The sequence below is a fragment of the Bradyrhizobium sp. P5_C11_2 genome (genome assembly GCF_054049755.1).
The window spans coordinates 1-1,211 of record NZ_JBFULT010001050.1 but is presented as its reverse complement, the minus strand read 5'-3'; the positions used below and the strand labels follow the sequence as shown (position 1 = coordinate 1,211).

1 protein-coding gene is annotated in these 1,211 nt (G+C 67.9%); it reads left to right on the top strand.

Annotation, left to right across the window (positions count from 1 at the left end):
• On the top strand, positions 1-881 hold an 881-nt coding region (locus tag ACXJL8_RS41570; RefSeq protein WP_456687093.1), incomplete at its 5' end, for a 4-hydroxy-tetrahydrodipicolinate synthase family protein.
• Positions 882-1,211 lie beyond the last annotated feature (330 nt).

The following is a 1,211-nucleotide window of genomic DNA, read 5'->3' as shown; positions in this document are numbered from 1 at the left end:
GGCTCTGGCTGCCGCTGGTGACGCCGTTTCGCGACGGCCGTCTCGATGAGACGTCGCTGCGGCGGCTGGCGCGGCACTACACGGCGCAGGCCGTCGACGGCTTCATCCTGGGGGCGACCTCCGGTGAAGGCATGACGCTGAGGGACGCCGAGCTGGAACGCCTGGTCGCCATCGTGCGCGACGAGATGGCGGCCGGCCGCCGCACGGTGCCGATCTGCCTCGGACTGTCCGGCGCCGACACCTCGCGGCTGCAGGACCGTCTCGACGAGACCGCGGACTGGCCGATCGACGGTTACCTGATCGCGAGCCCCTATTATGTGCGGCCGTCGCAGCGCGGACTGCTGGCGCATTTCGAGGCGCTCGCCGAGCACGCCGCCTGGCCGCTTGCGCTCTACAACATTCCCTATCGCACCGCGGTGACCATCACCAACCAGACGCTGCTGCGGCTCGCCGAGCATCCAAACATCGTCGGGCTGAAGGATTGCGGCGCGAGCCGCGAGCAATCCGTCGCGCTGCTGCGCGACCGGCCGCAGGGCTTTCGCGTGCTCACCGGCGAGGACGCCAGCTATCACGAGGCGCTCTGTGACGGCGCCGACGGCGGCATCGTGCTGTCCGCACATGTCGAGACCGCGACGTTCGCCGCCGTCCACACCGAGCTGAAGCGCGGCAATCCCGATGCGGCGCTGGCGCGCTGGCGGGAGGTCGCGGAGCTGACGCGGCTGCTGTTCGCGGAGCCGAGCCCCGCGCCTGCAAAGTACTGGCTGTGGCGAAGCGGCCTGATCGACAGCCCCGAAGTGCGGCTGCCGATGGTGGAAGTGAGCAGCGAACTCGCCGCCACGCTCGATCGCGAGATCGAACGGCGCATGCAAATAGCGGCGTAGCCAATGTCCCCGCCATCCCGCGCAGCTTGCGACGCCTCGAACGAGGCTGTTGGCGTTCACGCCGGCAGTCCTGGAATCCGCCGGTGGTCCCGAGCGCTCAAGGCCACATGGCAACGCCTGTCACGCACCGATCGCTACACATGGGTCGACAAATATCCGGCTTCCGATTGGTTGCGCCGCGACATCGGCCTGACGGAGGACGTGATGACATCGGCGTGGGACCGGATTGAGGAAATCAAACGCAAGCACAGCGGATGGTTTTAGGTGCTGTCTTCGCCTCTCCCCGCTTGCGGGGAGAGGCCGGAATTTGCGCGATGCGCAAATTCCGGG